The 25,387-nt window shown below is 73.0% G+C and carries 22 protein-coding genes and 2 riboswitches; of the genes, 15 read left to right on the top strand and 7 right to left on the bottom strand.

The window, feature by feature from the left end; all coding sequences use genetic code 11:
• The first annotated feature begins 102 nt into the window (after positions 1-102).
• From IQ251_RS07735 to IQ251_RS07700, 8 genes are all read left to right on the top strand, one after another.
• Entirely contained in the window at positions 103-570 is a 468-nt protein-coding gene (locus IQ251_RS07735) for a GNAT family N-acetyltransferase (protein WP_193927784.1), read from the top strand.
• 148 nt (positions 571-718) lie between these two features.
• Positions 719-861, top strand: a riboswitch (cobalamin riboswitch).
• Positions 862-916: 55 nt separating this feature from the next.
• Positions 917-2,995: a magnesium chelatase subunit D family protein gene (locus IQ251_RS07730; RefSeq protein ID WP_193927783.1), complete on the top strand. Its 2,079-nt coding sequence runs from the start codon at positions 917-919 to the stop codon at positions 2,993-2,995.
• 354 nt (positions 2,996-3,349) lie between these two features.
• Positions 3,350-3,964: a cob(I)yrinic acid a,c-diamide adenosyltransferase gene (cobO, locus tag IQ251_RS07725; protein WP_193927782.1), complete on the top strand. Its 615-nt coding sequence runs from the start codon at positions 3,350-3,352 to the stop codon at positions 3,962-3,964.
• Positions 3,961-5,307, top strand: coding sequence for a cobyrinic acid a,c-diamide synthase CobB (locus IQ251_RS07720; RefSeq protein ID WP_193927781.1), 1,347 nt, complete (start codon positions 3,961-3,963; stop codon positions 5,305-5,307). The genes cobO and IQ251_RS07720 overlap by 4 nt, the downstream gene beginning before the upstream one ends.
• Before the next feature lie 485 nt (positions 5,308-5,792).
• Positions 5,793-7,127 carry a precorrin-4 C(11)-methyltransferase gene (gene cobM / locus IQ251_RS07715; protein ID WP_228046347.1) on the top strand — a complete coding sequence of 445 codons (1,335 nt, stop codon included), beginning with the start codon at positions 5,793-5,795 and terminating at the stop codon, positions 7,125-7,127.
• Positions 7,128-7,316: 189 nt separating this feature from the next.
• Positions 7,317-8,528: a precorrin-6y C5,15-methyltransferase (decarboxylating) subunit CbiE gene (gene cbiE / locus IQ251_RS07710; protein WP_193927780.1), complete on the top strand. Its 1,212-nt coding sequence runs from the start codon at positions 7,317-7,319 to the stop codon at positions 8,526-8,528.
• 43 nt (positions 8,529-8,571) lie between these two features.
• Complete coding sequence (locus IQ251_RS07705; RefSeq protein WP_370591258.1) at positions 8,572-10,323, top strand: cobalamin biosynthesis protein; 1,752 nt, start codon at positions 8,572-8,574, stop codon at positions 10,321-10,323.
• Between the two features lie 136 nt (positions 10,324-10,459).
• Positions 10,460-11,893, top strand: coding sequence for an aminotransferase class I/II-fold pyridoxal phosphate-dependent enzyme (locus IQ251_RS07700; RefSeq protein WP_193927877.1), 1,434 nt, complete (start codon positions 10,460-10,462; stop codon positions 11,891-11,893).
• Positions 11,894-12,003: 110 nt separating this feature from the next.
• Here the strand turns inward: IQ251_RS07700 and IQ251_RS07695 are convergent, their stop codons facing one another.
• Positions 12,004-12,273 (bottom strand): DUF1876 domain-containing protein, encoded by a 270-nt coding sequence (locus IQ251_RS07695; protein WP_193927779.1) that lies wholly within the window; start codon positions 12,271-12,273, stop codon positions 12,004-12,006.
• A 190-nt stretch (positions 12,274-12,463) separates the two neighbouring features.
• Positions 12,464-12,584, top strand: a riboswitch (cobalamin riboswitch).
• A gap of 781 nt (positions 12,585-13,365) precedes the next feature.
• Here IQ251_RS07695 and cobA point away from each other — a divergent pair.
• Positions 13,366-14,595: a uroporphyrinogen-III C-methyltransferase gene (cobA, locus tag IQ251_RS07690; RefSeq protein ID WP_193927778.1), complete on the top strand. Its 1,230-nt coding sequence runs from the start codon at positions 13,366-13,368 to the stop codon at positions 14,593-14,595.
• A 29-nt stretch (positions 14,596-14,624) separates the two neighbouring features.
• On the opposite strand, the gene yaaA is transcribed toward cobA, so the two are convergent.
• On the bottom strand, positions 14,625-15,368 hold the full coding sequence (gene yaaA / locus IQ251_RS07685; RefSeq protein ID WP_193927777.1) for a peroxide stress protein YaaA: 744 nt from the start codon (positions 15,366-15,368) through the stop codon (positions 14,625-14,627).
• Positions 15,369-15,597: 229 nt separating this feature from the next.
• Positions 15,598-16,896, bottom strand: coding sequence for a cytochrome P450 (locus IQ251_RS07680; RefSeq protein WP_193927776.1), 1,299 nt, complete (start codon positions 16,894-16,896; stop codon positions 15,598-15,600).
• Between the two features lie 190 nt (positions 16,897-17,086).
• Here IQ251_RS07680 and IQ251_RS07675 point away from each other — a divergent pair, with 190 nt between their 5' ends.
• Positions 17,087-18,832, top strand: a complete 1,746-nt coding sequence (locus IQ251_RS07675) for a proline--tRNA ligase (protein WP_193927775.1) — start codon at positions 17,087-17,089, stop codon at positions 18,830-18,832.
• A gap of 6 nt (positions 18,833-18,838) precedes the next feature.
• Here the strand turns inward: IQ251_RS07675 and IQ251_RS07670 are convergent, their stop codons facing one another.
• Both IQ251_RS07670 and IQ251_RS07665 read right to left on the bottom strand, forming a co-directional pair.
• On the bottom strand, positions 18,839-19,522 hold the full coding sequence (locus IQ251_RS07670) for an HAD family hydrolase (RefSeq protein ID WP_370591257.1): 684 nt from the start codon (positions 19,520-19,522) through the stop codon (positions 18,839-18,841).
• Between the two features lie 30 nt (positions 19,523-19,552).
• Positions 19,553-19,963 carry a secondary thiamine-phosphate synthase enzyme YjbQ gene (locus tag IQ251_RS07665; protein ID WP_193927774.1) on the bottom strand — a complete coding sequence of 137 codons (411 nt, stop codon included), beginning with the start codon at positions 19,961-19,963 and terminating at the stop codon, positions 19,553-19,555.
• A 61-nt stretch (positions 19,964-20,024) separates the two neighbouring features.
• Here IQ251_RS07665 and IQ251_RS07660 point away from each other — a divergent pair, with 61 nt between their 5' ends.
• Together IQ251_RS07660 and IQ251_RS07655 are read left to right on the top strand one after the other, a co-directional pair.
• Positions 20,025-21,053 carry an aminotransferase class V-fold PLP-dependent enzyme gene (locus IQ251_RS07660; protein WP_193927773.1) on the top strand — a complete coding sequence of 343 codons (1,029 nt, stop codon included), beginning with the start codon at positions 20,025-20,027 and terminating at the stop codon, positions 21,051-21,053.
• Between the two features lie 340 nt (positions 21,054-21,393).
• The gene (locus tag IQ251_RS07655; RefSeq protein ID WP_228046346.1) at positions 21,394-22,005 is read left to right on the top strand and encodes a hypothetical protein; all 612 of its coding nucleotides are present in this window, start codon (positions 21,394-21,396) and stop codon (positions 22,003-22,005) included.
• A 24-nt stretch (positions 22,006-22,029) separates the two neighbouring features.
• Here IQ251_RS07655 and IQ251_RS07650 read toward each other — a convergent pair whose 3' ends face one another.
• Complete coding sequence (locus tag IQ251_RS07650; RefSeq protein ID WP_193927772.1) at positions 22,030-22,482, bottom strand: ferritin-like domain-containing protein; 453 nt, start codon at positions 22,480-22,482, stop codon at positions 22,030-22,032.
• Positions 22,479-22,976 (bottom strand): twin-arginine translocation signal domain-containing protein, encoded by a 498-nt coding sequence (locus tag IQ251_RS07645; RefSeq protein WP_370591256.1) that lies wholly within the window; start codon positions 22,974-22,976, stop codon positions 22,479-22,481. Before IQ251_RS07645 ends, IQ251_RS07650 begins: the two co-directional genes overlap by 4 nt.
• Positions 22,977-23,237: 261 nt before the next feature.
• Here IQ251_RS07645 and rimP point away from each other — a divergent pair, with 261 nt between their 5' ends.
• From rimP to IQ251_RS07630, 3 genes are read left to right on the top strand one after another with little or no spacing between them, the layout of a single operon-like run.
• On the top strand, positions 23,238-23,795 hold the full coding sequence (gene rimP / locus IQ251_RS07640; protein ID WP_193927771.1) for a ribosome maturation factor RimP: 558 nt from the start codon (positions 23,238-23,240) through the stop codon (positions 23,793-23,795).
• Positions 23,792-24,874 carry a transcription termination factor NusA gene (nusA, locus tag IQ251_RS07635; RefSeq protein WP_193927770.1) on the top strand — a complete coding sequence of 361 codons (1,083 nt, stop codon included), beginning with the start codon at positions 23,792-23,794 and terminating at the stop codon, positions 24,872-24,874. Before rimP ends, nusA begins: the two co-directional genes overlap by 4 nt.
• Before the next feature lie 44 nt (positions 24,875-24,918).
• Complete coding sequence (locus tag IQ251_RS07630) at positions 24,919-25,302, top strand: YlxR family protein (RefSeq protein WP_370591255.1); 384 nt, start codon at positions 24,919-24,921, stop codon at positions 25,300-25,302.
• Positions 25,303-25,387 lie beyond the last annotated feature (85 nt).

Below are 25,387 nucleotides of genomic sequence, written 5' to 3'. Positions count from 1 at the left end.
GCCCGGCGCCGCGTCCGGATGGCGACGCTCCGGCGTGGCGTACACAACTCCGCGCGCAGGTGAGTGCGCTGCGCGGCGCTCAGCTGTGATATCCAGGCAAAGGTGACCCTCCAGCCCCTCGCAACGGCCGTGCATCGCGCCTACACGGCGGATCTTGACGCGGCCGACTTCTACCGGATGCTGCGCCTGCGGATCGACGTGTTCGTGGTCGAGCAGGGGTGTCCGTACCACGAGCTGGACGGTCGCGATCTGGAAGCGACCACGCGGCACTTCTGGATCGACTCCGCGGACGGCTACGTGCTCGCCTACCTGCGGCTGCTGGAGGAGGGCGACGGCTCGGTCCGGATCGGCCGGGTGTGCACCTCCGCCGACGCGCGCGGGTTCGGTCTCGCGCGCAAGGTCATGCGCGCCGCCGTGGCCGAGGCCCAGCGCGCACCTGTGGTGCTGTCCGCCCAGACCTACGCCGTCGACTTCTACCGGGGCTTCGGATTCACCGAGTGCGCCGAGCAGTACCTGGAGGACGGGATCCCGCATGTGGACATGCGCAGGCCCGCCTCCGGCGGCAGGTGATCGTCCGGCGCGACGCCGTTCACCCGCGGCTTCCGACCGGTGCCCGGGTGTGCCATCCGCAGTGGGGAAGATCTCGCGGTTGCTGCGGGAGCTTGGGTGCGCTGCGGCGGTTCTGCGACGATGCAGAGCGGTCCAAGCAAGGGTGCGTCAGGAAGCCGGTGCGAATCCGGCACGGTCGGCGCCACTGTGACCGGGGAGCGTTCTCCGACTCCCGCCACCGGAGCAGGTTCTGGGAAGGCCAGGGTTCTGGGAAGGCCAGGAGGATGCGCTGAACCGGGAGTCAGGACACTGCGTCCCTTGTTCCCGCCATTCGGGGCGTCCGATACCCGAGGAAGGAACACCTGGCATGACAGCAGCTGCTGCGCGGTACCCGTTCTCCGCCGTGGTCGGTCACGACGATCTCCGGCTCGCCCTCGTGCTCAACGCGGTGCATCCGCGGATCGGCGGAGTGCTGGTGCGCGGTGAGAAGGGGACCGCCAAGTCGACCGTGGTGCGCGCGCTGGCCGCGCTGCTGCCCGCGGTGGACGTGGTGACGGGGTGCCGCTTCGGGTGCGCGGCCGGTGATCCCGACCCGCAGTGCCCGGACGGTCCGCACACCCGAGTGCAGGGGCAGAACCGGCCCGCGCAGCTGGTCGAACTGCCGGTGGGGGCTACGGAGGACCGGCTGATCGGCTCGCTGGACCTGGAGCGCGCCCTCACCGAGGGCGTGCGGGCGTTCCAGCCGGGTCTGCTCGCGGCCGCGCACCGCGGCGTGCTCTACGTCGACGAAGTGAACCTGCTGCACGACCACCTGGTCGACCTGCTGCTGGATGCCGCCGCCATGGGGCGCGCGCACATCGAGCGGGAGGGCGTGTCCGTGTCGCACGCGGCGTCGTTCCTGCTCGTCGGCACGATGAACCCGGAGGAGGGCGAGCTGCGCCCGCAGCTGCTGGACCGGTTCGGGCTCACCGTGCAGGTCTCGGCCTCCCGCGAGGTCGCCACGCGCACCGAGGTGGTGCGGCGCAGGCTCGCGTTCGAAGCGGATCCGGAAGGGTTCGCCGACCGGTGGGCCGAGGCCGACGCGGACCTGGCCGGCAGCATCGCCGCAGCGCGCGGTCGGGTGGAGTCGGTCGTGCTGCCCGATTCCGAGGTGCGCCGGATCTCCGCGCTGTGCGCCTCGTTCGACGTCGACGGCATGCGCGCCGATCTCGTGCTCGCGCGCACCGCCATCGCGCACGCCGCCTGGCGCGGAGCCGAGGCGGTCGCCGAAGCCGATGTGGAAGTGGCCGCGCGCCTGGCGCTGCCGCACCGCCGCCGCCGGGATCCGTTCGACGAGCCCGGCATGTCCGAAGACCAGTTGCAGCAGGCGATGTCCGAGGCCGCCGAACAGGCCGACGACGGGGACCAGGACCCGCCGGACGGCCCGGATGACGGTGGCCCGGACGGCGACGGCCCGGACGGCGGTGGTGGTCCGGACGGAGGCGGCGGCCGACCGCCGGAGGACCCCAGCGGTCCCTCCGGTGACTCCGGATCGGGTGCGGTGCCGCCGGAAGGCGATCCGGACGAGAACGGCACGGCGCCCAAGGAGCGCTCGCCCGCAGCCCCGGAACCCGCATTCCGCGCGCGGCTGCTCGAAGTGCCGGGCGTGGGCGACGGAGCCCCCGGGCGGCGGTCCCGTTCCCGCTCGCGGACCGGGCGCACCGTCCGATCGTCCACTTCGGACGGGTCCGGGATCCACCTGCAGTCCACGCTGGCCGCCGCCGCGCCGCACCAGGTCGAGCGCGGCCGCACCGGTCCGGGATTGGTGCTGCGCGGCGGGGACGTCCGGCGTGCCGTCCGGGAGGGTCGCGAGGGCAACCTGGTGCTGTTCGCCGTCGACGCGTCCGGCTCGATGGCGGCTCGGGAACGGATGTCGGCCGTCAGCGGCGCCGTGCTGTCCCTGCTGCTGGACGCTTACCAGCGCCGGGACAAGGTCGGCGTGGTCACGTTCCGCGGCGAGGGCGCCGAACTGGCGCTGCCGCCCACCAACTCGGTGGACGTGGCGGCTGCGCGGATGCGCGGGCTGCGCACCGGCGGACGCACCCCGCTGGCGGACGGCCTCCTGAAGACGCGCGGTGTGGTGCGCACCGAGCGGATGCGCGATCCGCAGCGGCGCCCGCTCCTGGTGCTGCTCACCGACGGCAAGGCGACCGTGCCGACCGGGGGATCCGCGGGCTCGGGCAGCAGGGCCGCCGTCGATGACGCGCTCCGCGCTGCCGGGTTGCTCGCCGGGACCGGTGCCGCCTCGGTCGTCGTGGACTGCGAGTCGGGGGCGGTGCGCCTCGGTCTGGCCGGTCGGCTGGCCGCGGCGATGGGCGGATCCTGCCTGCGGCTGGAAGAGCTCTCGGCCGACAGCGTGGCCGGTGTCGTCCGCGCCGCGCAGGGTGGTGATGCGCGCGCAGCTTGATCTCGTTTTGGTTACGAGATTCCCCGGATTCCGCGCCTCGCCGGTGAACGGGTTGGTACGGTGGCCGCTGTCCACCTGACCCCCAGGGGTGGACTTCACAGGAGCCCCCGCGCTCCCGGCGACCCCCAGGCCGGTTGAGTGCGGGGGCTTTTGACGTGCGAGGACCGGAACCGGTCCGGCGGCCGCCCGCTCGGGCTCGCCGATGGGCGACCGCCCCGGTGCGGGTCGGCGGACGTGGAACCGGCTGCGCCGCCGGAGGCGCGCGCAAGAGATAACGAAAGCAGCTCGGCCCGGCCGTCCGCGAGTGCGCGGCGGGAACCCGGACGGGCTCGGACAACCGCTTGGGGTCGATCCATGCCACAAGGACAGCCGACAGCAGTGCCGGCAGACGGTCTCACCACGCGGCAGCGCCGTAACCGGCCGCTGGTCGTGGTGCACACCGGTGAGATGAAGGGCAAGTCCACCGCAGCCTTCGGGCTCGCCCTGCGCGGATGGAACCAAGGCTGGTCGGTCGGCGTGTTCCAGTTCGTGAAGTCCGCCAAGTGGCGCGTCGGGGAGGAATCGGCCTTCCGCGCGCTCGGCCGGCTGCACGAGCAGTCCGGCGAAGGCGGCCCCGTCGAGTGGCACAAGATGGGCGAGGGCTGGTCCTGGTCCCGCAAGAAGGGCACTGAGGAAGACCACGCCGCGGCCGCCCTGGAGGGCTGGCAGGAGATCGCCCGGCGGATCGGCGAGCAGCAGCACGGCATCTACGTGCTCGACGAGTTCACCTATCCGCTGCACTGGGGCTGGGTCGACGTGGCCGAGGTGGTCGACGTGCTGAACCGCAGGGAAGGGCACCAGCACGTGGTGATCACCGGGCGCTACGCCCCGCAGCAGCTCATCGACGCCGCCGATCTGGTCATGCAGACCAGCAAGGTCAAGCACCCGATGGACGATGGGCAGAAGGGGCAGAAGGGAATCGAGTGGTGAGCCCGCGTCTGGTCGTCGCCGCCCCCGCCTCCGGGCAGGGCAAGACGATCGTGGCCACCGGACTGCTCGCCGCGCTGCGCCGGCGGGGTACCCGGGTGGCCCCGTTCAAGGTCGGCCCGGACTTCATCGACCCCGGCTACCACCGCCTCGCGGCAGGATCGCCGGGGCGCAACCTGGATCCGGTGCTGGTCGGCGAGGAGCGCATCGGCCCGCTGTTCCGGCACGGTTGCGCCGGATCCGAGCTCGCGGTGGTGGAGGGCGTGATGGGCCTGTTCGACGGGCGCATCGGCACCGGGGACGCGGATGTGGCACCCGGATCCACCGCGCACGTCGCCGAACTGCTGGCCGCGCCGGTGGTGCTGGTCGTCGACGGTCAGGGTTTCGGGCACAGCCTCGCTGCGTTGCTGCACGGTTTCCGCAGTCACCGCCCGCAGGTCCGGGTGGGCGGTGTGCTGCTCAACCGGGTCGGCTCCCCGCGCCACGAGCAGGTGCTCCGCGAGGCCGCGGACAGCGTTGGCCTGCCGGTGCTGGGCGTGCTGGGCCGGGACGAGGAGGTCGTGGTGCCTTCGCGGCACCTCGGGCTGATCACCGCCGCCGAACACGGGCGCCGCGCGCAGGATGCGGTGGACGCGATGGCCGACGTCGTCGAGCGCGGCACCGATCTGGACGCGGTGCTGTCCCTGGCGCGCAGCGCCCCCGAGCTGCCCGGTCCGGTCTGGGACGCCGCGGCGGAGGTCGAACCTGCTGATCGGCGGCCCGTCGTCGCGATCGCGGGCGGCAGCGCGTTCACCTTCGCCTACGCCGAGCACGTGGAGCTGCTGGAAGCCGCGGGAGCACAGGTCGTCGCGGTCGACCCGCTGCGCGACGAGCGGCTGCCGGAGCGGACCCGCGGGCTGGTGCTGCCCGGCGGTTTCCCCGAACAGCACGCTGCCGAGCTGTCCGCGAATTCCGCGCTGCGCCGTGAGATCGCCGAGCTGGCCGCATCGGGGGCGCCGGTGCAGGCCGAGTGCGGCGGCCTGCTGTACCTCGCCGAGGAACTCGACGGCCATCCGCTGTGCGGTGTCGTCCCGGGGCGTGCGCGGATGGCGTCGCGGCTGACCCTCGGCTACCGCGATGCGGTCGCGGCGAGCGATTCCGCTCTGTTCCCGGAAGGAGCGCGCGTCAGCGGGCACGAATTCCACCGCACGACCATGGATCCGGCCAGCGGTGACCGCCCGGCCTGGTTCCGGTACGGCGGTCCGGAGGGGTATGTCGTCGGCGGGGTGCACGCCTCCTACCTGCACACCCATCCGGCCGGGGCGCCGGACTCGGTGTCCCGGTTCGTCGCCGCGTGCGCGCGGTGAGCTTCGACGGAGTGAGCGCGAGTCCGGGCGGCCCGCAGCTGCGCAACCGAGTCATTCTGAACGAGATGCTTTGGGTGGCAACGGTTTTCGATTCCCGTTGCCCCTTGGTTGCGGAACCCGCTGTACGGCCGGCGGTGCGGGGGTTCGGGCGGCCAGCCGTGCGGACGACCGCAGCGTCGGCGCGGTAGCGCGCTGACCGGCGAGCCGGTCCGCGCCCCGCGCCGCCGGTCGTGCGGGGACGCGACCGCGTTGCAGGAGACGTTGCGCGCCCCGGGTACGGTCGTGATCTACACAAGGTGGCCGCCGGCTCGGCGAGCTGCGTTCGCGATCGCCGAGATCGGGGTGCTGGACCGCGCGGTCCGCGCCGAGCATCGGGGAACGCCGGATGCGCGAGTGCTCCCGCGCGCCGATGTGTCCGAAGTGGACGCTGCCCCGTACCTGTCCACCGCGGTAGTGCTCCCGCTCAGAGGTGGAAGAGGAGAACAATGGTGACTGGCCGGATTTCGTTCATCGGTGCCGGGCCCGGTGCGGCCGACCTGATCACGGTGCGCGGTGCGCGCCGGATCGCCGAGGCCGACATCGTGGTGTGGGCGGCCAGCCTGGTCGCGCCCGAGTGCGTGCGGGAGCACGCCCGCGCCGATGCCGAGCTGGTCGACTCCTCGCAGCTCACCCACGAGCAGGCCCTGGAGATCTACCGCCGCGCCGAACGCGATCGGCTCGCCGTGGCACGCGTGCACTCCGGCGATCCGTCGCTGTGGAGCGCGGTGCAGGAGCAGTACGACGTGTGCGTGCGGATGGCGTTGCAGGTCGAGATCGTGCCCGGTGTGGCCGCGTTCTCCGCCGCCGCCGCGTCGGTCGGGCGCGAGCTGACCGTGCCCGAGGTCGCGCAGTCGCTGGTGTTGACCCGCTTGGAGGGCGGCAAGACGCCGATGCCCGACGGGGAGAAGGTGCGCGAGTTCGCCAAGCACGGCACGACGATGGTGCTGTTCCTGTCCGCGGCGCGCACCGGGCAGATGGTGGAGGAATTGCAGGCCGGCGGGTACACGGACGACACTCCGGTCGTCGTCGCCTACAAGGTGACCTGGCCGGACGAGCTGATCCTGCGCACCACGCTCGGCGAGCTCACCCGCACGGTCAAGGAGCACAAGCTCTGGCGGCACACGCTGTTCCTCGTCGGCAACGGGCTCACCACCGGCGGCGTCCGCTCGCGCCTGTACCACGCCGGGCGCTCCCACGCCCTCCGCCGCGGGGACGAGCAGCCGAGCCGCGAGCCGCGCGCCGAGTGGACCGGCACGCGCAGCCCCGCACGCGGCGGTTCCGGCAGCGCGGACTCCGGGGCGGAGTCGGGCGGAACCGCCCGGGTGCGGGACTCGGATGTGGCCTGGTGGGCCGTGCGCGATTGGCAGGAGACCGCGCGCGGGGCGGCGCGGGTCGCGGTGTCCAAGGCCACCGAGCGCGATGCCGAGGAGGCCCAGCCCGACCTGTTCGACCCGGCAGAGCCGGAACCCGCCCTATCCGAGTCGGCCCCATCCGAGTCGACCCAGTCCGAGTCGACCCAGTCCGAGTCGGCCCAGGGCGAGGCCGCGGAGTCCGAACCTGCGGAGTCCGAACCTGCGGTCCCGGTGCAGCAGCCCGCGGGCACGTCCGGGAAGGGCCGTGGTGCCGGATCCGGGTCGGGCAAGGCTCCGGCGAAAACCGGTGCGAAGTCGTCGAAGTCGACGGGAACCGGCAAGCAGAGCGCCGGCAGGAAGAGTGCGAGGTCGACCGCGAAGCCCGCAGCGGACACGTCCGCGGCCAAGACGGATGATCGCGAGCAGTGACTCCGCGCCGAGGTGGTGTGCCAGTCCGCCGGGGGTCGTCCCGGCGTGTGCGGAACGGTTGTGCGGCCCGGTCGCAGGAGTATGGGAGCGGTTCAGCGAACAGTAGCGCCGCAGGCCGCGCGCCCGGGTCGGCATGGTGGACTTCCGGGGAGAGCGCGTGGTCGCGGCCACGGAAGCGAGGTGGGTGACGTGGCAGTCACGGTGATCGGTGTCGACGGGGACCGGCTTCCGCCGGGCAGCGCCGAAGTGCTGGAGTCCGCGCAGCTGGTGGTCGGCGGCGGGAAACATCTTCGCGCGCACGCACCCGCGCAGGTGCGGACCTTCGAACTCGGCCCGCTGGACCCCGCGCTCAACGCCCTGGCGTCGCTGTCCGGCGAAGAGCGGGGTGTGGTCCTGGCTTCGGGTGACCCCGGCTTCTTCGGCGCCGTGCGGGCGCTGCGCGAGCGCGGCATCCGCTGCTCGGTGCTGCCCGCGACCTCCAGCGTGCAGCGGCTGATGGCCGCCGCCGGGCGCTCCTGGGACGACGTCGCCGTGGTCAGCGCGTACGGGCGCGACCTCACGCGCGCCATCAACGTCTGCCGGGCCCGGCACGCGGTCGCGGTGTTGACCGCCCCCAAAGCCGGTCCCGCGCAGATCGGTTCCGGGCTGGCCGGCTGGCGGCGCACGCTGGTCGTGGGCGAGGACCTCGGCGGGGAGCACGAGTCGGTGGTGACGATCGATCCCGCCGATGCGGCGCAGCGAACCTGGCGGGAGCCGAACGTGGTGCTGTGCCTGGCCGAACCGGACGAGGTGCCGCCGCGCGGCTGGGCGGCCGGCGGGGAACCGCTGCCGCCGGAAACCGGGTGGGCGCTGTCCGAGGACGAGTTCTCCCACCGCGACGGCATGATCACCAAGGCCGAGGTGCGGTCGGTGGCGCTGGCACGGTTGGCTCCGCGTGCGGGCGCGCTCGTGTGGGACGTGGGCGCGGGTTCCGGCTCGGTGGCCGTCGAGTGCGCCCGCCTCGGCGCAGCGGTGGTCGCGATCGAGTCCGACGAGAACCAGGTCGTGCGGATGATCACCAATGCCGCCGGGCACGGGGTGGACGTGCGGATCGAGGAGGGCAGCGCACCGCAGGCGTTGCGCGGCCTGCCGCGGCCCGATGCGGTTTTCGTCGGTGGCGGCGGGAACGACGTCGTCACCGCCTGTGCGCACGTCGGTGCGTCCCGGGTCGTGGTGGCCCTGGCCGCGTTGGACCGGGTGGCCCCGGCTCGCGAGGCGCTGCGCGCCGCCGACTACGAGGTCGACGGCGTGCAGCTGGCCGCCAGCAGGCTCGCCGAGCTGCCGGACGGCTCCTCGCGGTTGGAGGCGGCCGATCCGGTGGTGCTGCTGTGCGGTTCCCGCAAGCCCGCGACGGACGGGTGAGCAGCCCGCACGGGCGCCAACCGGACTGGAGGAGCAGCACGTCGTGATCGGTCTGTTCGCGGTCACCGCCGCCGGACGACGCGCGGCGGCGGACCTGGCCATCCGCGTGGGCCCGGAGGCGATGGTCGTGGACGGCCCGCTCGCCCCGGCGCTGCGCCGGGTATGGGATCGGCTGGACGCAGCGGTGTTCTTCCTGGGTAGCGAGGCCGTGCTGCGCCTCGTGGCGCCGCTGCTGCAGGACGTGCACACCGATCCGGGCGTGGTGTGCGTGGACGAGGCGCAGCGGTTCGCGATCGCGCTGACCGGCGGGCCCGCGCGCCGCGGACACGCGCTGGCCGAGCAGGTGGCTGATGCGCTGGGCTGCACTCCTGTCGTCACCACCGCCGGCGACAGCACCGGCAGCACCCCGCTGGACGAGCTGGTCGGCGTGCTCGACGCCACCGCCGACGGAGACCCGGCCGAGTGCGGAACGGCCGTGCTCGACGGGCTGCCGGTGCGGCTGGAGAACCCGCTCGGTTTCCCACTTCCCGCGCTGCCCGGCAATGTCGGGACCGATGTGCCGGATCCGATGTGGACGATCGTCATCGACGACGGCGTTGCCCGGGACCGCCCGGACGAGCGGGTGCTGCGCTTGATCCCGCGCACGCTCGTCGTAGGAATCGGCTCGATGCGCGGGGTTTCGCGCACCGCGGTCACCGAGGCGGTCGCCGCGTTGGAGCGGCGCTACGGGCTGGACCCGCGAGCGATCCGGTCGCTGGCCAGCGTCGACCGCAAGGCCGACGAGCGGGGGATCCTGGAGGCGGCTCAGGACCTGGGGTTCTGGCACTCCCGCGACGGCGGGGAGGAGCTGCCGCTGCTGACCTACCCGGCCGACGCGCTGGCCGCGGTGGACGTGCCGCACCCCAGCGAGACCGTGCGCGATGCGGCCGGCACGCCCAGCGTGGCCGAGGCGGCAGCGCTGCGCGGTGCGCAGGAGATCGCCGCGGGCGGTCCGGTGGAACTCGCGGTGCCGAAGATCAAGGGTGACCAGGTGACGGTGGCCGCGGCCCGGGTGCGCCCGCGCGGCCGCCTCGCCATCGTCGGGGTCGGTCCCGGCGACGGCGAGCTGCGCACTCCGCGGGCCGAGGCCGAACTGCGCCGCGCCTCGATCGTCGTGGGCCCGGACCGGTGCCTGGAACAGGTCCGGCACCTGCTGCGCCCGGGTACCGAACTGCGCAGCGGTGGGCCTGCCGCGGAGCAGCTCGCCGCCGAGGCGGTCCGGCTGGCGCGCGGCGGGAATGCGGTGGCGTTGATCGGTTCCGGGGACGCGGGCGTGTACGCGGTGGCCGGTCCCGCGCTGGAGCGGGCCGGTGCGGACATCGAGTACGTGGGCGTACCCGGCATCACCGCGGCGCTGTCGGCCGCGGCGCTGCTCGGCGCTCCGCTCGGCCAGGACCACGCGTTGATCAGCCTGTCCGATCGGCACACCCCGTGGGAGGTCATCGAGCGGCGGGTGCGTGCGGCGGCCGAAGGCGATCTCGCCGTGTGCTTCTACGACCCGCGGTCCCGGCAGCACGACTGGCAGCTGCCGCGGGCGCTGCAGATCCTCGCCGAGCACCGCCCGGCCACGACTCCGGTCGGGGCCGTCCGAAGGGCGAGCCGGGACGGTCCGCGGGTGTGGTGCGCACCGATCGGCGAGTTCGACGCGGCGGAGGTCGACGCGTGCACCACGGTCCTGGTCGGCTCCTCGCAGAGTTCGGTGATCGGTGGGCGGATGGTCACCCCGGGCGGGTACCGGTGGATGGCCGCCGAGTGATCCGCGCGCCGGCTCCCGCGACGGCGCCGCGTGCCTGCCCATCTGCCCGTTCCCCGCGATCGATGTGCTCGGCGTTGCCCTGATCCGCTGACCCCGCGCGCCGGGTCGTGCGAGGCTCCGGCGGATGAGCGGGCACATGTCACCGGAGGAGTTCCGGGAACTGGGCAAGCAGGTCGTCGACTGGATCGCCGACTACCGGGCGGGCATCGAGTCGTACCCGGTGCGTTCCCCGGTCGAACCGGGGTGGGTGCGCGACCGACTGCCCGCGCATCCGCCGGAACGCGGTACGGGTTTCGAGCAGGTGCTCGGCGACCTGGACGAGGTCCTGCTGCCCGGCATCACGCATTGGCAGCACCCGGCGTTCTTCGCCTACTTCCCGTCCGGTGCCAGTGGTCCTGCGGTGCTGGGAGATCTGCTGTCCAGCGGGCTCGGTGTGCAGGGCATGCTCTGGGCCACCAGCCCGGCCTGCACCGAGCTGGAGGCGCTGGCGGTGGACTGGCTGGCCGAGTTGTTGGGTCTGCCGCCGCACTTCCGCACCGATGCCGCGGGCGGCGGCATCATCCAGGACTCCGCGTCCGGTGCCGCGCTGGTCGCTTGCCTGGCCGCGCTGCACCGCGCGAGCGGTGGTCGGGTCGCCGCGGAGGGGATCACCGGCCGCTACGCGATGTACGTTTCCGAGCACACGCACGCCTCGCTGGCCCGCGCGGCGCGGATCAGCGGGATCGGCGAGGACAACGTGCGGGTGATCGGCACCGATCCGCGCACCCGCGGACTCGATCCGCAGGAGCTGGACCGCGCCATCGCCGCCGACGCCGCGGCCGGGGTCGTTCCCGCCCTGGTGTGCGCCAGCATCGGTACCACGTCGACCACCGCGGTGGATCCGGTCCGCCAGGTGGGCGAGGTGTGCCGCGAACGGGGCGTGTGGCTGCACGTGGATGCCGCTTACGCCGGAGTCGCCGCCGTGTGCCCGGAATTGCGGTGGATCAGCGACGGTGTGGCCGAATGCGCCGACTCGTATTGCACCGATCCGCACAAGTGGTTGCTGACGAACTTCGACTGCAGCGTGCTGTGGGTGGCCGACCGCGGGCCGCTGGTGCAGGCGCTGTCCAGCACGCCGGAATACCTGCGCAACCCGGCCAGCGAGTCCGGGGCGGTGATCGACTACCGGGATTGGCAGGTGCCGCTGGGGCGCCGGTTCCGCGCGCTGAAGCTGTGGTCGGTGCTGCGCTGGTACGGAGCGGAGGGCTTGCGCGAGCACATCCGCAGCGGGGTCGAGCTCGCGCGGGAGTTCGCCGGGGAGGTTGCCGCGGACGACCGGTTCGAACTGCTGGAAGAACCGGTGTTCGGGCTGGTCTGCTTCCGGCCGCGGTATCCGGACCTGGATCCCGCTGCGGCGGACCGGCGTGTGCTCGACCGGCTGGAAGCGCTCAACAGCGCGGGAAACGCGTACCTCACCCATACCGAAGTGGACGGTCGCGTGCAGGTGCGGATGGCGATCGGCGCGGCGGGCACCGAGCGGCGGCACGTGCACGCGACGTGGGACGCGATCCGGGCGGCGTTCTTCGGCTGACCCGCGCCTGCGGCCGCGCGTCAGTCGGAGACCCGGGGCCGGGCGGCGACCCGGGGCCGGGCGGCGACCCGGGGTCAGGCGGGGGCCCGGGGTCAGGCGGGGGCCCGGGGTCAGGCGGGCAACTTCACCCGGCGATTCATCCGCTCGCCGATGTCGTGCGCGGCGGTGTCCAGCATCTTGTGCGCCAGTTCGAGCATGGCGCGGGCGATGGCGATCTCGTCGCCGATCTGCGGGACCTCCGGATCGTCCGGATGGCGCCGAGCCGTCCCGTGCCCGTGCAACGGCTGCCCGCCGCCGGTGGTGATCCCCACGTCCGCGCTCGTCTTCGCGCCGGCTTCGACGACCTGGATGTGCACGCTGATATCTCGGGTCTCGTTCATGGCGACCTCCCTGGCGACCCGGCGGTCCGCGCTCCGGTGCGGACCGGAGTGCCTCCCAGCATGCGCCGGTTCCGGTGACCGGCGGAAGGGCTGTGTCACCTGTCGGAGTGACTCGAACTGCCGGGTGACCGAATTCACCAGGTTTGACCTCGGGTTCGTCGCGGGTGAAGATACACCGGCCGCGCGGTGGAGGAACCCGGTGCGAGACCGGGACGGTCCCGCCGCTGTGACCGGGAAGTGGCCCCACACCGAGCCACGGCCGCATCGGCCGGAAGGCGGGGAGACCGCGATGATCCGGGAACCGGACGACTCCACGCCGGCCCCGCGACGCGCCGCGTCGCGCGGAACCGAGCCCCTCGGGCGGAAAACCCAGGAGGTCGTGGCCTCGCATGCCGGGCATGTCGCGCCGGACCGATCCGGCAGTCCTGTGTGGACACCGGGTTCCGAACGACGCCCGCTCGTCGCGCGCGAGGCGGTCCTCGTCGGGGATCCGCCGACCCAGGGGTGCACCGCATCCACCGTTCCCGCCAGCCCACCGGAGACACCCATGACCGCCGAACAGCACCCGGACGGCGCGGTGCGGCTCGTGGGCAACGCACCCACCGCGGTGCTCGAACCGAGTGGCCTGGCCGATCGGCTGCGCCCGGCACTCGGTGGGCGAGGTCTCCCGCCCCTTGCCGGACACCAGCGGGTTCGCGACCGTGGGGTCGGCGTTCCGCTCCCTCGCCGCGCCGGATGTGCCCGGGAGCACCGAGCAGGTCTGCGAGCCGACTGCGAAGCGGATCGTGGTCGCGCCGTGCTCCCGGTGCCACGAGAGGTCTCCCGCAGATCGCCGTCGCCGGGGCGCGCGAGCACGCGCCGTCCGCACCCGGACATCGACGTTCGGGTAGCCGGAGACCGCGGGGATTGCGCTGCGCTCGTCGACCTCGTGGTCGAGCGCGACCGCGAGCCCTGCGCGGCGATACCCGGCTGGACTGCGGCACCGGTGCCTACCGGGTGCTGATGCCCGGTTTCGCGGAGAAGCCGGACGCCCGCAGACGCCGTACCACCCCTACGATCCGACCTGCCACGGTCATGGACACGGACACGCACATGGTCACACCAGCTGAACAACATCCCCGGGACGACCACTACCTCGCCGGACTGGACCTGTCCGGGCGGCGGGTGGTCGTCGTCGGCGCCGGACCCGTCGCGCAGCGCAGGCTGCCCCGGTTGATCGGGGCCGGCGCGGTCGTCGAGGTGATCGCCCCGGAGGCGACCCCGGCCGTCGAGGCGCTGGCCGATGCCGGGGAGATCACCTGGTCGCGCCGGGAGTACCGGGACGGTGACCTGGACGGAGCCTGGTACGCGGTCGCCGCGGCGGGCCCGGATCCGGTCAACGCGGCGGTCGGTGCGGAAGCCGAGCGCAGCAGGGTTTTCTGCGTGCGCTCGGACAACGCCGAGCAGGGCAGCGCAGTCACCCCGGCCACGGCCGAGCACGACGGTCTGCTGCTGGGCGTGCTCGCCGGTGGGCGCCCGCGGCGTTCGGCCGCCGTGCGCGACGGCCTGCTGGAAGCGCTGCAGTCGGGAGTCGTGGACGAGCACACCGAGCCCCCGGCGCCCGGGGTTGCCCTGATCGGCGGCGGCCCCGGGGCCACCGACCTGATCACCGTGCGCGGACGGCGGATGCTCGCCAAGGCCGATCTCGTGCTCGCCGATCACCTCGCTCCGCCCGAGCTGCTGGAGGAGCTCGGGCCGGACGTGGAGGTCGTCGATGTCTCCAAGATCCCGTACGGGCGAGCCGCCAACCAGGAGGTCATCAACCGGACGCTGATCGACAGCGTGCGCGCCGGCAAGTTCGTGGCCCGGTTGAAGGGCGGCGATCCGTACGTGTTCGGCCGCGGTTTCGAGGAACTGCTCGCCTGCACCGAGGCGGGTGTCCCGGTGACGGTCGTACCCGGTATCACCAGCGCCTTCGCCGCGCCGGCCGAAGCGGACGTGCCGGTCACGCACCGCGGAGTCGCGCACGAGGTCGTGGTGGTCTCCGGGCACGTGGCACCGGGCGACGAGCGCAGCCTGGTGGACTGGCCCGCGCTCGCCCGGCTGAGCGGAACCCTCGTACTGCTCATGGCCGTGCACCGGATCGGCGAGTTCGCGAAAGTCCTCCTCGACAACGGGCGTCCCGGTGATACCCCGGTCGCGGTGGTGCAGGAGGGCACGACGCCGGGGCAGCGCGCACTGCGCAGCACGCTCGACGCGGTTGCCGACGACGTCCGCACGCAGGAGGTCAAGCCACCCGCGGTGGTGGTCATCGGCCCGGTGGCCGGGCTGTACGGTTCCTGACCGCCTGAGTCGGCCGGAGCGCCGGAACGCTAGGTCCGCACGACCACGCAGAGCCCGTGCTCGCCCTCGCGCTCCACGTGCAGGCCCGCCTGTTCGGCGACCTCGATCACGTCCGCTGCGGACTCGGGCTCCGCGGGCGAGCGGGCCAGGGCCCGGGCAAGCCCGCCCTTGTGCGCCTTGTTGTGGTGGCTGATCACCTTGCGCTTCCCGCTCGGGTCCTCGGACAGCACCCGCACGCCGATCGCGTGCGGGGTCCGCGCCAGCGCCGCGTAGGCACCGGAGCGCATGTCCAGCAGCAGGTCGTCCCCCTCGGCCAGCACCGGCTCCAGCACCGGGCGCCAGGTGGAGCGCAGCGACCCCACGCCGGGGAGCGAGCTGCCCCCGGACAACCGGTAGCCCGGGATCCGGTCGCCCCCGCGCACCATCCCGAACAGCGCCGAGGCCACCGCCAGGCGCCGGTCGGCGCGCTCTCGCTGCCCGGGATCCAGCGAGCCGACGTCCAGGGCGTCGTAGAGCACGCCCGTGTAGCGCTCTAGCGCCGGGGCGGTGGGGGCGTCCCACAACTCGGCGTTGCGCGCGACCTCGTCGACCTGCCGCTCGGACAGGCCGAGGGCGTCCAGGCTGGCGGGCACGTCGTCGGCCAGCGTGGACAGCGCCTCCAGCAGCTTGCGGCGCGTCGGGTTCAGGTCCGGGTACGACAGCGAATCCAGGTCCAGCGCGGGGCCGGAGCCTCCGGCCGCCTTGGTCTCCGAAGGGGGCAGCAGCACCAGCACACCACCAGCCTAGAGACCGTTGCGGCGGGGCTTGCGCGGCGGTGCGGGTCCGCCCTGGCCCCAACGCCGCCGCGTCCGGCCGCGGGGGCCGCGGCGGGGCACACATCTCGTCCATGCCCGTACAGAGGGCCCGGACCCCGCGCTGGATGCAGCCGAACCCGCTCCGACCCGCAAGACAACCTGATCGGCTGAACTTCGGGAGGTCTGCTCAGCAAGATCGGTGGCTTGCTCAGCCGGGAACGCGGTCCGCGGCGACCTCCACCGGAAGCTGGGCCGGACCGTGGATCACCGAGGTGGGCCGCCTGCGTACCGGACCGCGCAGCCGCAGCCCCGGCAGCCGCTCGGCGAGCCCGCGGAAGGCGGACTCGGCCTCGATGCGGGCCAGCGGTGCGCCCACGCAGTAGTGGATCCCAGACGAGAAGGCCAGGTGCTCCGCGCGATCGACCCGGTGGATGTCGAACACGTCCGGTTCCGGGTGCACCGCGGGATCGCGCCCGGCCGCGCCGAGCAGCACCAGCACCGGGTTGTCCACCCGCAGCTCCCATCCGGCCAGCTCCACCGGTTCGTGCGCGATCCGCATCGTCATCTGCACCGGTGGATCCCAGCGCAACGTCTCCTCGGCCACCCCCGCGGCCAGCGCGGGGTCGGCGCGCAGCGCGTCCCACTGCCGGGGGTGGCGCAGCAACGCGAGCGAGCCGTTGCCGATCAGGTTGACCGTGGTCTCGAAACCGGCCACCAGCAGCACATCGCACAGCTGCACCAGTTCCGCACCGGTGAGCGCGCCCTCGTCGAGATGCGCGGCCAGATCGCTGATCGCATCGGTACCGGGATCCTGCCTGCGCTGCTCGATCAACCCGGTGAACATCGCATCGAGCTCGGTGAGCGACGCGCGCATGTCCCGCAGGTGCTGCACCGAACGCACTCCGTCCAGCGCCGCGCCCAACACGGCGCCGTGCCGGGCCATTCGCTGCGCGTCCACGCCCTCCAGACCCAGCAGGGCGCAGATCACCCGGATTGGCAGCGGCGTAGCGAAGTCGCGGACCAGGTCGAACCGTCCGCGCGCGGCCGCCGCGTCCAGCAGCTCGTGCGTGGTGTCGGTGATGAGCTGCTGGTACTCGGCCATCTTGCGCGGGCGGAACAGCGGAGCGGCGAGCTTGCGCAGCCGGGTGTGCTCCGGCGGATCCAGTTCCAGCAGGGACAGCTGCAGGTCGACGGCCGCAGCGGTGGGATCGCCGTAGGACCCGTCGCTGGTGCGCACCCCGAACCGCTTGTCCCGCAACACCTGCTCGCACAGCTCGTGCGTGGTGCACCCGAAAACGCCCAGCTTGCTGCGCACCAGCGGCCCCCGCTCGCGCAACTGCCGGTACACCTCGTACGGATCGTCACGCCACGGCCGGTGCAGCAGCCGCGCCATCCGGTCGCCGCGGCGCGCCATCGCCCAGGTCGCGCCGCCCTGGGCGAGCAGTTGCGCGCGCAGCCGCAGTTCGGCCGCGCGACCTCCGGTGCGCACATCGCGCGGTGAGCGCATGGCAACCCCCTCGGGCCGGCGGGCGGTCCGCTGCTCGCGGTGCCGCTCACCCGAGGTAACCGCACCCGCGCGCCGCGCACAAGACCTTCGCGACCGCATCCCGCCGCGCGCGGGTATCCGCTGGTGGCGAGTGCAGCACTGGTCGCTACCCTGCTGCTGACGAACGAGCCCGGACGAGGAGCCAGAAACCGTGATTACGAGGATGTCGACGCTGTTCCTGCGTACCCTGCGCGAGGATCCGGCCGACGCCGAGGTGCCGAGTCACAAGCTGCTCGTCCGAGCCGGATACGTGCGCCGCGTCGCCCCCGGGATCTACTCGTGGCTGCCGCTGGGGCTGCGGGTGCTGCGCCGGACCGAGCAGGTCGTGCGCGAGGAGATGGACGCCATCGGCGGCCAGGAGATCCACCTGCCCGCGCTGCTGCCCAAGGAGCCCTACGAGCAGACCGGCCGGTGGACCGAGTACGGGCCGAACATGTTCCGGCTCAACGACCGCAAGGGCGGTGACTACCTGCTCGGGCCGACGCACGAGGAGATCTTCGCGCAGACGGTCAAGGGCGAATACAGCTCCTACAAGGATTACCCGGTGGTGCTGTACCAGATCCAGACCAAGTACCGGGACGAGGAGCGCCCTCGGGCGGGGATCTTGCGCGGGCGCGAGTTCGTCATGAAGGACTCCTACTCGTTCGACACGACCGACGAGGGCCTGCAGGTGAGCTACGAGCTGCACCGGGACGCCTACATCCGCATCTTCGACCGCGTCGGTTTGCGCTACGTGATCGTCGCGGCGACTTCCGGTGCGATGGGCGGTTCGGCGTCCGAGGAGTTCCTCGCCGACAGCGAGACCGGTGAGGACACCTACGTGCGCAGCACCGGGTCCGATTTCGCGGCCAACGTCGAAGCGGTGACCACCCCCGCGCCGCCCGCGGAGTCCATTGCGGACAAACCGGCTGCGGAGGTGCACCACACGCCGGACACCCCGACCATCGAGACCCTGGTCGACCACCTCAACGCGCACACCGAGCGGAAGTTCACGGCGGCCGACACGTTGAAGAACGTGCTGGTCAAGACTCGCCTGCCCGGCGCGGAGGAGTGGTCGCTGCTCGGTGTCGGCGTCCCGGGCGACCGCGAGGTCGACATGAAGCGGCTGGAAGCGTCGCTGGAACCGGCCGCGGTGGAACTGCTCGACGAAGCCGACTTCGCCCGGAACCCGTTCCTGGTGAAGGGCTACGTGGGACCGAAGGCGCTGCAGGACAACGAGGTTCGATACCTGGTCGATCCGCGAGTGGTTCCCGGGACCGCGTGGGCGACCGGTGCCGACCGCCCGGACCACCATGTGCTGGACCTGGTCTGCGGCAGGGATTTCCAGCCGGACGGCACGATCGAGGCCGCCGAGGTGCGCGAAGGCGATCCGTCCCCGGACGGCCAAGGCACGCTGGTGACCGCGCGCGGCATCGAGATCGGGCACATCTTCCAGCTGGGCACCAAGTACACCGACGCGATCTCGCTGGACGCGCTCGGCCAGGACGGCAAGCCGAAGCGGATCACCATGGGGTCCTACGGCGTCGGCGTGTCCCGCCTGGTCGCCGCGGTCGCCGAGCAGAGCCACGACGAGTCCGGGCTGATCTGGCCGCGCGAACTCGCCCCCGCCGACGTGCACGTGGTGATCGCGGGCAAGGACGACAGCGTGCGCGAGGGCGCCGAGCGCATCGCCGCGGAACTGGACACCGCCGGTGTCGAGGTGATCCTCGACGACCGCACCGTCTCACCGGGCGTCAAGTTCACCGACGCCGAGCTGGTCGGGGTGCCCACGATCCTGGTGGTGGGCAAGGGCCTGGCCAACGGTGTCGTGGAGGTCAAGGACCGGGCTTCGGGCGAGCGCACCGAGGTTCCCGCCGAGCAGGCGGTCGGGCACCTGATCGGTCTGGTTCGCGGCTGAACCCGGTCAGGACCGCAGCGCGGCGAGCACGGCGGTGGTGTCGGTGAGATCCGGCAGCACCGCCGCGGCCCCTGCCGCGCGCAGCTGATCGGTGCTGCTGCCTCCGGTGGCGACGCCGACCGCCACGGCCCCGTGGTGCAGCGCCCCGGCCACATCGTGCGGGGTGTCGCCCACGACCACCACCGATCCGGCGGCCGGTGGGGTGCCGTGCTTGGCGCCCGCCTTGGCCATCGCGGCGGTGATCAGCTCGTGCCGGTGCACCGAGTCCGCGCCGAACCCGCCGATGTCCAGGTCCAGGTGCCGGTCCAGCCCGAACGCGCCGACCTTGTGCCGCGCGACCTGGTGCAGGTTGCCGGTGACCGCGGTCTGCACGAACTCCTCGGACGCGGCGTGCAGGGCCCGCTGCGCACCGGGCATGGCGCGGCCGTCGCGGGCGAGTTCCTCCCGGGTGTCGGCCACCGCTGCGTCGAGCGCGTCGAACAGCGCGGCCACCGTGGTCTCCTCGACGGCGACCCCGTGCACGCGCAGCACGTCGGAGGCGATCGCGAGTTCGGTGCGCCCGGCGGTGTCCGGCATGCGTTCCAGCTGCAGGCCGGTGACCTCGGCCAGGGCGCGCGCGTACCAGCGGGTGCCGAATCCCCGCGCGTCCACCAGGGTCAGGTCGATGTCCCAGAGCACGTATCGCGTCACGCCACCATGCTGGCACGCCGCTGCGGCGGGTCAGCCCGCCAGGAAGCTCAGCCGCACCGTGCGGACCGGGTTGTCGACGTTCGTGTCCACGAGGCAGACGGACTGCCACGTTCCCAGCGCGAGTCGTCCGCCGAGGACCGGGACGGTCAGGTCCGGCGGTACCAGCGCGGGCAGTACGTGGTCGCGCCCGTGCCCGGGCGAGCCGTGCCGGTGCTGCCAGCGCGAGTCCTTGGGCAGCAGGTCGCGCAGCGCGGCGAGCAGGTCGTCGTCGCTGCCCGCGCCGGTCTCGATGACGGCCAGTCCCGCGGTGGCGTGCGGGACCCAGACGTGCAGCAACCCGTCCGCAGCACCGGCCGAACGCAGGAACCGGCCGCACTCGTCGGTCATGTCGTGCACGACCTCGTGCGCCCCGGTCCGGACCTCGATCTCCTCGCTCCGCATGTCACCACGGTAAATCGCCGGGGGTCTTGCCACGGTGGCCCGACGGGTCGACGGTGTGTCCGTGCGAACAGCATTCGGAACCGAGTTCGACGTGCCGGACGGCTACCTCAACACGGCCAGCATCGGGATTCCGCCCGCTCCCGTCGCCCGCGCGGTGACCGAGGCCGTGCAGCGCTGGAGCGGCGGGCGCAGTACGGCGGGTGAGTTCGACGAGTCGGTGCAGCGGGCCCGCGCGGCATTCGCCGGGCTGCTGGGTGTGCCGGCCGAGCGGATCGCGTCGGGTGCCACCGTCTCGCAGCTGGTCGGCCTGGTGGCGGCCGGTCTGCAGCCGGGCAGCAGCGTGCTCACCGCGCGCGGCGAGTTCACCAGCGTCACCTTCCCGTTCGCCGCGCACGCCGACCGCGGGGTGCGGGTCACCGAAGCGGAGCTGGCCGATCTGCCCGGACTGGCCGCCGAGCACGACCTGGTGGCGGTCAGCGCGGTGCAGTCGGCGGACGGCCGGCTCGCCGACCTGGACGCGCTGCGCGCGGCGGCGCGGGCGGGCGGGACGCGGGTGCTGGTGGACGCCACCCAGGCGCTCGGTTGGCTGCCGTCCCGCCTGGACTGGGCGGATTGGGTGGTCTGCGCCGGGTACAAGTGGCTGCTGTCGCCGCGCGGGGCGTCCTGGCTGGCCGCGCATCCGGAGGCCCCGGCGCTGCGTCCCGGCGCGGCGAACTGGTTCGCCGGCGAGGACCGCTGGGACACCACCTACGGGCTGCCGCTGCGGTTGGCCGCTGACGCGCGGTCCCTGGACCTCTCCCCGGTGTGGTTGGCGCAGGTCGGAGCGGCGGCCGCGGTTCCCTGGTTGGCCGAGCTGGATCCGGAGCAGGTCCGCGCGCACTGCGCCGGACTGGCCGACGAACTGCGCGCCGAACTGGGCCTGCCGCCTGCGGGATCGGCGATCGTGCAGCTCGACGACCCGGCCGCGGTGGCCGAACTCACCGGCGCCGGGGTGCGCTGCGCCGTGCGCGCGGGACGGGCCCGATTGGCGTTCCACCTGTACAACGATCGCCGCGACCTCGGGATGGCGGTCCGCGCGCTGCGCGGGTGACACCCGGTGGCCACCGGGTGTGCCCGGATCGGCAGCTGCGTGGTGTTCGCTCCGCAGCCGGAACCCGCTACCGTGTTCACCCGTGCCGGATCCAACAGGTGCGCCCGACGAGATGCCGGGTTCGCAGACGAACACGCAGCGTGAGACCACCCCGCTGCGGCGCGACAATTCCCGGATCAGGCCCGACCGCGCGCCGACGAATCCGCCGGACGCCACGCGCCCGGCCTTCGCGGCTCCCGGCCAGCCGGGCCCGCACCCGGGACACGGGGGAGCCCACCCCGCGCCGCCGCCGGGAGGCGGCCCTCCGCCCGGTTACCCGCCGACCAACCAGCAACCGCCGGTGGGCGGTCCGGGACCCGGCGGGCAGCGCGGCAAGATCACCCCCGGTGGTTGGGTGCTGCGCGGGCTCGCGCTGTTCGCCGTGTCGCTGATCTCCGGGCTGCTGTGGTTGGTCGTGCGGCCCGGCGGTGACGAGGAGGCGGCTCCGCCACCGGAGCCGCAGACCCAGCACGACTTCCAGCCGGTGCACCGGGAAGAGGCGTTCCAGGGATGCCAGCAGGTCTCCACCGACCGCATCCAGGAGTTCTTCGGCGATTCCGAGTGCGAGCACCTCACCCGCGCGCTGTACACGACGACGCTGCCCGACGGGGAACGGGCGCTCACGTCGGTGGTCACGGTGCTCATGCCGGACGAGGCGACCGCACGCAGCCTGGACGAGCTCACCACCCGGGACGGGACCGGCAACATCCGCGACCTGGTCGACGACGGCCGGGCGGGCACCGAGGAGATGCCGCCGCTGGGCGATCGCGCCTACGGATCGGAGCGGCAGGGCAGGCTCGTGGTCATCGGCGACTCCGCGTACTTCGACCAGGACACCCCGCGCAAGGATCCGACCTTGCTGCAGGTCACCCAGGACGCGCTCAACCTCGGGCAGAAGCAGGACGACCAGTGACCCGGTCCGGCAGTCGGCGCGCGCTCAGCTGCGCGGATCACCGGGCAGCGGTGCGGCCGCCGGGCGCTCGCCGACGGTGATCCGCCACCGCGTGGCGCGGGTGGCCGCGGTGGTCAGGCCGTCCAGGGCGAGTTCGCGCACCCCGCGGTCCCCGGCGGTGTCCAGCACCGAGCGCCAGCCCACCTGGCAGTCCGTCTCGGCGGTGATCAGCACGCGGATCATCGAGTTCTCGTCCTCCGGCCTGCTGCCCACGTCGTAGGCCGGGCGTGCCGCGGGCGGGGTCTGCCCGATGCGGCGCAGCGCTTGCTCGGCGCCGTCCCGGAGGCGCTCGTGCTGGGCGGTCGCCTCGTGGACGGCGCTGCTCACCCGTTCCGCGCCGGCGAACGCGGTGGCCAGCCCGCAGGTCCACAGCGCCGCGTGCTCGGCCTGCAGTGCGCTGCGCAGGGCTTCGACGGCTTCGGGTGCGGGGTCGCTCATCCGAGTACCTCCAGCAGGCTCGCGCACCCGGCTGCGACCGAACCGACCAGCCCGCACCGGTTCGGGGGCAAGCCGACGGCCAGGTCCGCGGCCGAGCGCTGGGCGGTGTGCAGTGCGGTGCGCAGCTCCTCGCTCGCGGCCTCCGAACTCCCCGGTGCCCGGCCGGGCGGCGGATCGGGGACCGGGGACGGGTCCTGCGGGTCCCGCGGGGCGACCCGGTCGATCTCGCGCAGCAGGGAGCGGGCGTGCGCCGAGCGGACCCGGTCGACCTCCTCCGCGGCCTCGGCCAACTCGGGGTGCTGCTGCGCGATCGCCCGGGCCTGCGCGGCATCGGACTTCGCGGCGCGGGCCGGGCGGACCAGCGGATCCGGGTCGTCGTCGCCGGCGCAGGCCGTGGCCGTCAGCGCCAGCGCCGGTGCCGCCGCGAGCAGGCGGAGCAGACCCCGGCGGGACGGGGTCGCCCGGGTGTGCCGGGTGCTGGAGGGGGCATCCACGATCACCCATCCTGCCAGTGATCGGCCCGGCGGATCGGGTGCGGGCCCGGTCGGCGCGTACCAGCTGCGATCCGTCGATCGAAGGGTGCCACGCCGAGCCGCAGCGGGAACGGACGCGATACGCTGGACGGCCGCGGCCGGCACGGGCAGCACCGGTCGCGGGTCCCGCGCGCCGGCAACCGGGCGGGACGTTTCCGCCGCCGCGAGCTCATCGTCCACCGGTCCGCCAGGACCGCCAGCCGAACCCCGAGGAGTGCCAACGTGTCCAGCCCGCCGCGCGGTGAGGTCGTCGCGCAGCTGGAGCCCGTCGTGGCCGAGGCCGTGTCTCGGACGGGCTTCGACCTGGAGGAGTTCGACGTGCAGCAGGCCGGCCGGCGCCGGCAGGTCAAGGTCGTGATCGACTCCGACGACGGGGTCGGGCTCGACGAGATCTCCGACGTCAGCCATGCCGTTTCCGAGGTCCTGGATGCGCACGAGCACGTGCTCGCCGGGTCCTACACCCTCGAAGTGACCTCGCCCGGCGTGGACCGGCCGCTGACCCGGCCCCGGCACTGGCGGCGGGCGCGCAACCGGCTCGTGAAGATCAAGCTGGCCGATGGTGCGGCGATGCACGCCCGCGTGGGTGCGGCCGACGAGGACGCTGTGCTGGTGCTGACCGGTGGAGAACTGCGCACAGTGGCTTACCGTGAGGTTGAGCGCGCGGTGGTCGAGGTGGAGTTCCAGCAACCACCGGCGGAGGAGCTGAAGAAGCTCGACCGGGCTGCGGGCGGCGTTTCCCAGCAGGGGGACGACCGGGAAGACACGGAGGAGTCGAGGTGAACGTCGACATCGCGGCGCTGCGGGCGATTGAACGCGACAAGGACATCCCGTTCGAAACGGTCCTTGAAGCGATCGAATCGGCACTGCTCACCGCTTACCGCCACACCGAGGGGCACCAGCCGCACGCTCGGGTGGAGGTCGATCGCAAGACCGGCATCGTCCGGGTGCTCGCGCACAGCCTGGCACCGGATGGGACCGCGGAAGAGGAATGGGACGACACCCCCGAGGGGTTCGGCCGTATCGCCGCGACGACCGCGCGCCAGGTGATCCTGCAGCGGTTGCGCGACGCGGAGCACGAGCGGACCTACGGCGAGTTCTCCGCCAAGGAGGGCGAGATCCTGGGCGGCGTCATCCAGCGCGACGCCCGGGCGAACTCGCGCGGGATGGTCATCGTCCAGGTGGGGGAGAGCGAAGGCATCATCCCCACCGCCGAGCAGGTGCCCGGGGAGAACTACGAGCACGGCACCCGGGTGAAGTCGTACGTGGTCGGGGTCTCGCGCAGCACGCGCGGCCCGCAGATCACGCTCTCGCGCACGCATCCCAACCTGGTGCGCAGGCTGTTCGCCCTGGAGGTCCCGGAGATCGCCGACGGCACGGTGGAGATCCCGGCGGTGGCCCGCGAGGCCGGGCACCGGTCCAAGATCGCGGTGCGTTCGGCGGTCAGCGGGGTCAACGCCAAGGGTGCCTGCATCGGACCGATGGGGGCCCGGGTACGCAACGTCATGAGCGAGCTGGGCGGGGAGAAGATCGACATCATCGACTTCTCCGAGGACCCGGCCACGTTCGTCGGCAACGCGCTCTCCCCGGCGAAGGTAGTCTCGGTGGAGGTCGTCGACGAGCGGACCAAGACCGCGCGCGTGATCGTGCCGGACTTCCAGCTCTCGCTGGCCATCGGCAAGGAAGGTCAGAACGCACGGCTGGCCGCGCGGCTGACCGGCTGGCGGATCGACATCCGCAGTGACGCCGATCCCAGTTCGCCGACCACGTCGGCGGGCAATGCGCCGGTGGTGCCCACGGGGGCCGACCCGGGTCTGGAGCCCGTGGTGGACGAGCTGCCGACCGTGGGTTCGGCCGAGTGAGGTCCTAGGGTTAGAATCACGGGCAGTTCTACGCGAGGGGAGCGGTGATCCGCAGCAGTGTGTCCGGCGCGGCCGGTGTGCAGCCGGTGCCGGTGCGTACCTGTGTGGGTTGTCGTCACCGCACGTCGAACAGCGAGCTACTACGTGTGGTTGCCGAGTCCGGTCCGTCGGGTTCCGTTGCGGTTCCCGATCCCGGGCGTCGGCGGCGGGGTCGGGGCGCCTGGGTGCACCCCGACCCGAAGTGCCTCCGCCGAGCGGAACGTCGGCGGGCTTTTCCGCGCGCGCTGCGCGTGGCCGGCCCGGTCGACACCTCGGTCGTGCAGGAACACCTGAGCGGCCGGTCCTCGGGTCAGGGGGCTCACGTCATGACCGACGCGGGATCCGTCCCGCGCCAGGCATCAGAAGGAAAGCAGGTCGACCCGTCATGAATCAGCCGTGAAGCTGAAGCCATGAACGCGCATCGGCGATAGGACGAGGTCGTGCGGGACTGCCGCCCGGCCTCACCAGATGAGG

The organism is Saccharopolyspora montiporae (assembly GCF_015209505.1).
Taxonomy (GTDB): Bacteria; Actinomycetota; Actinomycetes; order Mycobacteriales; family Pseudonocardiaceae; genus Saccharopolyspora; species Saccharopolyspora montiporae.
Note: the sequence above shows the minus strand (reverse complement) of the source record. Positions and strands in the feature narration are given on the sequence as shown.

Excerpts from the sequence above, each read along its gene's own strand:
- cobO (WP_193927782.1), top strand. The coding sequence starts at position 3,350 with ATGCCACAAGGACAGCCGACAGCAGTGCCGGCAGACGGTCTCACCACG.
- IQ251_RS07680 (WP_193927776.1), bottom strand. The coding sequence starts at position 16,896 with ATGCGCTCACCGCGCGATGTGCGCACCGGAGGTCGCGCGGCCGAACTG.
- cobM (WP_228046347.1), top strand. The coding sequence starts at position 5,793 with ATGGTGACTGGCCGGATTTCGTTCATCGGTGCCGGGCCCGGTGCGGCC.
- IQ251_RS07700 (WP_193927877.1), top strand. The coding sequence starts at position 10,460 with ATGTCACCGGAGGAGTTCCGGGAACTGGGCAAGCAGGTCGTCGACTGG.
- IQ251_RS07665 (WP_193927774.1), bottom strand. The coding sequence starts at position 19,963 with ATGCGGAGCGAGGAGATCGAGGTCCGGACCGGGGCGCACGAGGTCGTG.
- IQ251_RS07730 (WP_193927783.1), top strand. The coding sequence starts at position 917 with ATGACAGCAGCTGCTGCGCGGTACCCGTTCTCCGCCGTGGTCGGTCAC.
- IQ251_RS07695 (WP_193927779.1), bottom strand. The coding sequence starts at position 12,273 with ATGAACGAGACCCGAGATATCAGCGTGCACATCCAGGTCGTCGAAGCC.
- cobA (WP_193927778.1), top strand. The coding sequence starts at position 13,366 with ATGGTCACACCAGCTGAACAACATCCCCGGGACGACCACTACCTCGCC.
- IQ251_RS07650 (WP_193927772.1), bottom strand. The coding sequence starts at position 22,482 with ATGAGCGACCCCGCACCCGAAGCCGTCGAAGCCCTGCGCAGCGCACTG.